Below are 7724 nucleotides of genomic sequence, written 5' to 3'. Positions count from 1 at the left end.
TTTTGAAGGGGGGTATGCTACCGGCAGATCGGACCGATGGGGTCTGAACGGTTACCACGTGATCATAGTCCCCTCTGCGTTCGCAGCCTCATCGGTAGCCGCAATGTCCGGATAACCCTCGCGCCGAAGGATAACCTGACAGGTAGCGTCAAAGTTCTCACCAGTGACCTGAACACCACCTAGAGTGCCGTTGTTGGCACCGTACGTGGGGCTTACGCTGGTGATGGCCGGTTCCCCCGTGCAGGTCGGCTGAGCCTGTGTCAGAACAAGAGCATCAACGTGGGTCGCGGTAATCACCCAGCCACCCGGGCCGCCTGTGTCAAAGCCCCAACTGACGGTAACCTGAGATGCGGTAGGGGTAGCCCGCAAGTCAAATGGTTGCCAGGTGTTTGTGTTTCCCGTTTCAAAACGCACAAGGACCGGAGCGGTGTCATCTGCCCCATCATGGATCTGAACGAAATGCATATATGGACACCAAGAACTGCCCGCGACTGCTCCTGTAAGCCGTACTTCAAGGCCGGGCGTCACCGTCACCGCTTGATAAATGGACGCTTTTCTGCTGGGGTTATCTCCAACATCGGTGCTACCGTGGTGAGCACCTTCGAATTCGCCGCTGGAGGGCATGTGTGTCGTGCCGTCATAAAGACAGTTGTTTGTGGTGGCCGACTTAGTCCAGCCTTTTCCGCTGGCACAAGGCGAGGAGCCACCAGCCTCGAAATTCCCGTTCACCAGCAGGTTCTGTGCGAAAACCCCCGACGGCAGGGCGAGCAGAATCGCCCAAACAGCTACTTTCTTCATGTTCAACCTCCTCCAAGTTTTGTGCCAAAACGGTAAACACTATATCGTATGCTGATGCAACTCTTCGTACCCCCCGCAATCCACCGCAACGGCTAATTGCCGATACGCCCGCATCAACGCACTTCGCACAGACAATGCATCTTGCCGCACAGGCGGCGAATCGACGATCCTGCCTGGCGACGACCTGATGGAAACCCCACGCGAATGCTGCGAGTAACATCCCGCACCGCCAGGCGCGATCGCCCTCCCCACACCCTGTGACTTTCTCCGCGGCTACACCAACCTCGGGACCGGAACTCCTACCTCCCCCCCTGCGTAACCAAGCGGCTCTAACCAATCCCATTCGCGCGCCGGGACGGCGCCCCTCGCATGACTACCTTCGGCCAAACTCCTCACCTCCTAGTCAGCCGCGATTGGTGATTCTAACTGTGCTTTATTCTAAACAAGCGAAAACACGTCTGTCAATCAGAAAAACGACAAATCCGACGTTTTCTGATTCGATCTGACACATTAGCGACCCTCGTATACATGATGCAGGAATCCGTGGCCCCCAGGGTTATGCCGGTGCTTTAGCCCCTTCCGCCGTCTGATGCGCGCATATTTGGGGCTCCGCCCAGCCGTTTTGGTTACGGCCTTCAGCTCCCATCAGACGCCGCTCGCCCCCGACCGGATTCCCTAGCCCCAAGTCCCGCAAATTTGGGGTCGGAACCTCGCTCGATTGACCCGGGACGAGACGGCGCTTACCGGGAGAGGCCAAACCTAGCGATATTCTCGAACTGGAACGCGTACAAGTCGCAGCCGCGTATGACGAACCGCAGCTTCAGCGGCCTACCGGCCAAAGTATGAACATCGCTGTTGCCCTGCCATGAGACGGTCCGGTTGATCTCGTTGCAGGTGTGGATGAGGTCGCACTCCTCGACCGAGAACCCGTCGATCGCCCGGCCGCCGGGATCAAGGATTCCAACCCTCGCTGTCCCGGTAGCCGAGGTATCGATATTGACCACCAGCCTGTTGCCCTCAAAGATCAGCGTCGGCGTCACGAATTCGCCGCCGCTGTAAGCCGCCCGGGCCGAAACGAAACCGTCCCGACGGGAGATGAGACGGCTGATAACCGCCACGTTCCGACTCGCCCCGAGGCCCTTTTCGGTCAGGATACGCTTGTTGCGCTCATCTCGATCCCAGCCGTGCAGCCAGTCTCCGCCCCGGTAGTAGAGGAACATCTCCCGGCCGGTGGTATCCGGCACCAGACCCCAAATGACCCGCGCACAGCCCCAGTCAAACTCGCCCCTCATCCCCAGCGGCACAAACGGACGCCGGTCATATCGCTCCCATTTGATCCCGTCCCGGCTAGCGGCAAACTGACTGTCCAGCGGTCCGGCGTTGGCTGGACATTCCTTCGTAAACTCCGGCAACATGCCGGTGTAGTGGTAGTAAGCTGTTGGGAACATGTAATAGGCATTGGCCGCCCACGGATACTTGACGGCCGCGCTCATGTAAAAGTCCACCATCGGTACGCCGTCTTCCATAAGATCGTTTTCATCCGGCTGGAAGACCACCTGCATCTGCTGCACGGGAGGAAAACCGCCGAGATGATCGGACTCGCCCCGGGCAATGGTTCGAGCACGGCCCTTTTCCTTCGGCCGGTTGTAACGAACGTATGCGACGTACTTGTGAATCCGATCGTCCCAGAAGATGACGTTCTGCGAGTCCAGGTGATGGCTCTTGTCATCCGCCACGGCATACACCACCGAAGGGTGCGTCGGCTTCCAGTGGACGCCGTCGCCGGACGAGAACAGGTGCATCCCCCCATGCTCGCTCTTGACCCCGAACCGGACCGCCATGCGGTATTTCTCATCCGGCGGAGCATTCGGGTCCAGAAAGACCATACCGCCATCCTGCCCCAACGTGGTGCCGTTCGCGCCGTGCCCCATGACAATGTTGTTCTGGCGGTTGCCCTTGTACTCGATCAGACCGACAACGGGCTTTTCCCAATGGATCCCATCTTTTGATCGGGCATAGCAGATGGAACCTCGCCCGTGACCACTGTCCCACTGGACGGTATCCATGGCGTGGTACCACGCATGATAGGTGTCGCCCTCGTGCAGGACGCTGCTGTACGGGCCGATGCCGCCGCTTTCCCATTCGTGTTCGGGCTTGATGTTCATTTCCCCGCTCTTGCGGGGCGGATGAACCACGAGCTCAATGCTCTTGGCCTCGGCAAGAAACGTTCCGTCGATGAACACCTGCCGCTGAGAACCGATGCGAATCGGGCTCTGGCCGGCTGACTGCGCCGTGGCTGTGCCGCCGAATACACACAATCCGGCCACCGCAACCAGGAATATGATTTCGCTTCGCACGCGAGCATATTGATGCATTGAATCACCCTTTCGTTTCGTTTGCCGTCCCGTTGCCCGCCACAACGGAACAAGAGTCAAGTGAAGTCCTTGCCACGCAACTCGGCGCGGGTATTCTAACGCGGTTCCCCTGACGCCGGAATCAACCCCCACCCGCCGACGGATCGCGACAAACCACGCTCGCAAATCGGGACCGTTCGTGCCGAATCCCTGCCCGGATCTCAGAGTCAGAGTGCTATCGCTTGAGTGAAGGACCTTCGGTACAATCCCGTGAAGCCGGTGTGCAATGAAGACAGGACATGGTCGAAATCCGCGCAGCGGATGAGACCTGCCGACGGCTCTTGAATCGATCAGGCTGAAGGAGTCTTTCATGAAACGGTATCTGTTGGCAAATGCGTTCATCAATCTCTGCGTAACCATTGCAGCGGCGGCTCCCGCCCCGTCTCAGCCCGTGTCTCAGGAAGAAGCGCTGAACTGGACCCGGCATCTGGTTCCACTGCCCAAGAGAATCGAGTTTCTATCGAAGGTACAGGTCCCGGTGAACCAGATCGGGATTACCCTGCGCGACGACAAGGAGCCTTTGGCTGTTCAGGCGACCAGGGAGCTGCATGAGTGTCTCAGGGCGCCACAGCGCCCCGCATCCGATGCCTCAATCCACTTGATCCTGAAGGTCGACCCCCAGGAATCCGCTTTGGCGAGTCTTCCCAATCGCGACCAGGCCTATCGCATCATCCCAACCGAAGGCAGCGGCCTGCTGCTGCTCGGAGGCGGGCCGAGAGGACTGTACTACGCTGCCAAGACGATGCAGCAATTGATCAAGCCCGGGCTGACCGAGGATGGCGCTGCGATTCCGCTGGTCAGCATCACCGACTGGCCGGATCTGGAAGATCGCGGATTGTGGGGTGGCGACAGCTCGGAGCAGATCCGCTGGATGTCGGATCGGAAAATGAACTACGACGAGCAGATCTCAACCACCGGCGTCGATGAGAACAAGCAGTGTTTCGTCCGTTATCCGCCGTACAAACAAAGAATGATCGATGAGGGGCCGATCTACGGCGTCAACCCTGTTCCGGTCGTGCTGCACCTCGAGCAACTTGCGGGTGGCGGCCTCTTCAAGGCATATCCCGAGCTTCAGGGCAAGGACGCCAAGCCCGGTGCCATCTGCTACTCGAATCCCATCTTCACGGACCTGCTGACCCAGTGGCTGCTGCTTTGGGGAGAAAAGCCCGGCGTGCGCGAAGTCGACGTCTGGATGACCGAGAATCTCGGCGGACAAAAGGGCTGTCAGTGCGACAAGTGCGTCAAGCAAGACCGCAACGTCCTGGAAGCCCGGGTGATCGTCGCGGCCTGGAAAAAGGCGCGTGAAAAGCAGCCGAACCTTGGCCTGCGCGTCCTGACCAGCGAGGAAACCGAAAAAAGCAACCCGAAGGTGTTCGCCGAACTGCCGCCGGAGGTCAAGGTGTGGTACTACCACAGCCTGTTCACCTACAACACCAGCGAGAAGCCGATGATTCGCCCGTATCTGGTCGAGACCGCTCGCAAGGGCCGCTGGATCGGTGTGTGCGCAAACACTTGTGCTCTTGTCGGTTGCTGGCAGCCCTTCACCGGAGCACACTTCATGCATTACCGCATGAACGAATTCGTCGACAAGAAGCTCTCGGGTTTCCTCGGCTACGCCGTCCCGCGGATCCGGCATGTAGCCTTCAACACCGAGGCGGCGGCCGAGTGGGGCTGGAACGCCAAGGGCCGGTCTCCGCACGAGTTTGCCCTCTCGTGGGCGGTTCGACAGGGCATGAAAGACCCGCAGAAGTTTGCCGAATGGTCCGACACACTCGGGCCCGTCGCATGGGACGTCTACGGCAGCGAATGGCCCGCCGGCGAGAAGCGCAAGACGCCCGGCAAGGTGGCCGACATGCTCAAACAGGGCAAGCTGCCGGATCTCGGCTACGTCTTGTGGGACGTGTACCCCACTCCCTGGGGCGATATCAAAACCGCGGAGCAGCTCGATAGCGACGTCGCCCACGCCGAGCGAGCGGTCACGCTTGCCCGTGAATTGGGCGAAGAGGTGCTCATTCAGGAAAGTCTGGTCGTGCAGGGATACATCAACTCGCTCAAGGCTCTCTGGATACTGAAACAGCTTGTCACATCAGGCGGCGTCGCTGATCAAGACAAGGAGTCCGCCAGGCGATTCTTCAAGATGTATCTGGACAGCCTTGATCAGGCCGGGAAAGCCTTGACAGCCTGGGAGGCCGCCCTGCCCGGCAAAGGCGACCGGGAGGGCATTATGCGAGAGTCCGTCGAACTGGTCGACGGCATGATCGGCGAAATGGCCGCCGTGGCGGCTGAGTTGGGGTGCTCGCCCCGGTAACCTCCGGTTCTGAATCAGTCCCTCCTCCGTCGGCGCGACGGCTTCTTGAACCTGCATGCCGTGCAAAGGGTGTCTGCCGCCCGCCTCGCCGGCCGCGCGAACAGCCCGTCACCGCCGGTTGTCACGCCTCACGGCCATCGGCTATGATGCCGTCCGGGATTCGTCGTCGGGCCAATTCATGCGGCGACGACCTGCACCGAGCAAGGTACGTGCAGAATGTGTTCTCACAACCAGGAGCGCGCCTATGTGTCATCACTGCCTCAATTCGTGTGACGGTTTCTCACGTCGGGAAATGCTCGCGTCCGCCGCCGGAACGGCCATCATCGGCGGCCTGCTTGCGCGCCAGGTCCAAGCTGCCGGCGCGGCCGCCTCGCGACCGGCGACAAACCGGGAAATGCCCGAGGTCCGCGCGGTTTTCATTCGACCTAAGCAGGACTATTGGCTCGGCTGGCCCGGCACGGCCTGGGACAAGAACATGTGCGGCCCGTTCATGAACAAGTGCAGGCAATTGGTCGGCCAGTTCGCTGCCGACATGAAGATCCGTTTGACCTGGGCCGACGAGCCCTTACACGACGATGCCGCAACTGACAAGTTCGTCGCTGCGGCCAAGGCCGACAACCTCGATGGCACCATCGTCTTTCCTCTGCATTTCCAGAACTGGCCCCAGGTGGCCAAGATCGCCGATTCCGGAATACCGACCATCATCTTCGCCCCGCTGGGCGTGTGTTTCACCGGTCACATCCAGAAGATCGCCAAACAGGCGGGCGTGTACCTGGCTTCCTGCGCCGACTTCGACCTCAACCCCGTCCGCTTCGGCCTCCGCATGGTTCGCGCGCACCACGATATCCGCCGGACCAGGATCGCGGTCCTCGCTGGCACACAGAACAAGGAACAGGTCCTCGAACCGCTCGGCTTGTCGCTGAAGTTTCTGCCGCGGGAGCGATTCGTCGAAGCCCTGGCGACCGTTCAGGTGACCCCCGAGGTGCGGGCGATCGCCGACGACTATAAGAAAGCTGCTGCCAGGATCGTCGAGCCGACGGATGAGGATCTCCTCAACGCCGCTCGCAATTATGTCGCCGCTCGGAAGATCCTTCAGGAAGAAGATTGCCAGGGTATCACCATGGACTGCCTTGGCCTGGTCGCCGAACGGAAGATCCCGACGCCCCCATGCATGGCCTGGTGCAAGTTTCTCGACGAAGGCATCTCCGCGACCTGCGAGGCCGACATCCGACCGGTCATGTCTCAGGAACTGTGTCTCAAGCTCCTTGGCAAACCGGGCTTCGTCCAGGACCCGGTTCCCAACACGGTGGACAACACCTTCATCGGCGCGCACTGCGTTTGCGGGACTCGGATCTTTGGTTTCGACAAGGACCCGGCCAAGTTTATACTTCGCAGCCACGCGGAATCCGACCTGGGCGTCTCGTTCCAGGTCATCTGGCCGGAGGGCACGGACGTTACCGTGATGGAACTCATGGAGCCCGGACGTATGATCCTGGGGCAGGGCAAGGTGATTCGGAACTACGAAACGCCTCCGGCCGGCGGCTGCCGAACCTCGGTCGAACTGGAACTCGACGGCCCGGCCGACGTCCGCGACACGCAAGGTTTCCATCAGCTCTTCATCACCGGCAAGCACGTGCGAGACTTCCAGGCCTACGCCCAGATGTACGGCATCGTGGCCGAGCACATCTGATCGGAAGGCTTCACCCGAAGCTGAAACCCGCAGGCCGCCGCCGCACAGGTACCAGGCTACGGTAACGACATACCACGCCCCGTTCTCAATTCTCATCATTCCCCATCGTTGCGGTATACAACACCGGGGTGAACCCCCGATTGAACGATGGGAACGGGGTTCATCAGCTTGGTGAACCGGTTCGGCATGAAGTCGTTCACGGTTGCTCGCCAGACGCGGCATCGCGCACGCATGCGCTTTCTGAGCAGTCTCAGCGGGTCAGCGAGTACTAGCACTACAGCGCAAGGTGGTTGATTTGAACCAAGCTCAGGCCTCGTTACGCCCCCTGGCGCTATCAGAAACACGGGTCCGCCCGCCCAAGAGAGCGACTTTGCGCTGTAGTGCCAGCCCCTCGGGGGCTTGACAGCCATCATGGGCCTCACTAGGTCCTGTTGACATTCATTGTACCGGTTTTGGCGTCTTTGCCGATGTTGTTACGGATGTCACGGGCCATGGATGGTTCGTCTGGTTGGTT

The 7724-nt window shown here is 60.2% G+C and carries 4 protein-coding genes; 2 read left to right on the top strand and 2 right to left on the bottom strand.

Annotation, left to right across the window (positions count from 1 at the left end):
• Positions 1-51: 51 nt before the first annotated feature.
• The gene (locus PLL20_20910; GenBank protein ID HPD32461.1) at positions 52-798 is read right to left on the bottom strand and encodes a hypothetical protein; all 747 of its coding nucleotides are present in this window, start codon (positions 796-798) and stop codon (positions 52-54) included.
• Between the two features lie 740 nt (positions 799-1538).
• A complete protein-coding gene (locus PLL20_20905; protein ID HPD32460.1) occupies positions 1539-3173 on the bottom strand; it encodes a hypothetical protein in 1635 nt (544 codons plus the stop codon).
• Between the two features lie 349 nt (positions 3174-3522).
• Between PLL20_20905 and PLL20_20900 the strand changes: the two genes are divergently transcribed.
• Both PLL20_20900 and PLL20_20895 read left to right on the top strand, forming a co-directional pair.
• Positions 3523-5520, top strand: coding sequence for a glycoside hydrolase family 20 zincin-like fold domain-containing protein (locus PLL20_20900; protein ID HPD32459.1), 1998 nt, complete (start codon positions 3523-3525; stop codon positions 5518-5520).
• Between the two features lie 244 nt (positions 5521-5764).
• The gene (locus PLL20_20895) at positions 5765-7210 is read left to right on the top strand and encodes a hypothetical protein (GenBank protein ID HPD32458.1); all 1446 of its coding nucleotides are present in this window, start codon (positions 5765-5767) and stop codon (positions 7208-7210) included.
• The last annotated feature ends 514 nt before the right edge of the window (positions 7211-7724 follow it).

It is taken from the genome of Phycisphaerae bacterium (genome assembly GCA_035384605.1).
Classification (GTDB): Bacteria; Planctomycetota; Phycisphaerae; order UBA1845; family PWPN01; genus JAUCQB01.
This window is presented reverse-complemented; position numbering and strand designations above follow the sequence as displayed.

Bases quoted from the DNA above. Each gene is read 5' to 3' on its own strand.
- PLL20_20900 (HPD32459.1), top strand. From the start codon at position 3,523: ATGAAACGGTATCTGTTGGCAAATGCGTTCATCAATCTCTGCGTAACC.
- PLL20_20910 (HPD32461.1), bottom strand. From the start codon at position 798: ATGAAGAAAGTAGCTGTTTGGGCGATTCTGCTCGCCCTGCCGTCGGGG.
- PLL20_20895 (HPD32458.1), top strand. From the start codon at position 5,765: ATGTGTCATCACTGCCTCAATTCGTGTGACGGTTTCTCACGTCGGGAA.
- PLL20_20905 (HPD32460.1), bottom strand. From the start codon at position 3,173: ATGCATCAATATGCTCGCGTGCGAAGCGAAATCATATTCCTGGTTGCG.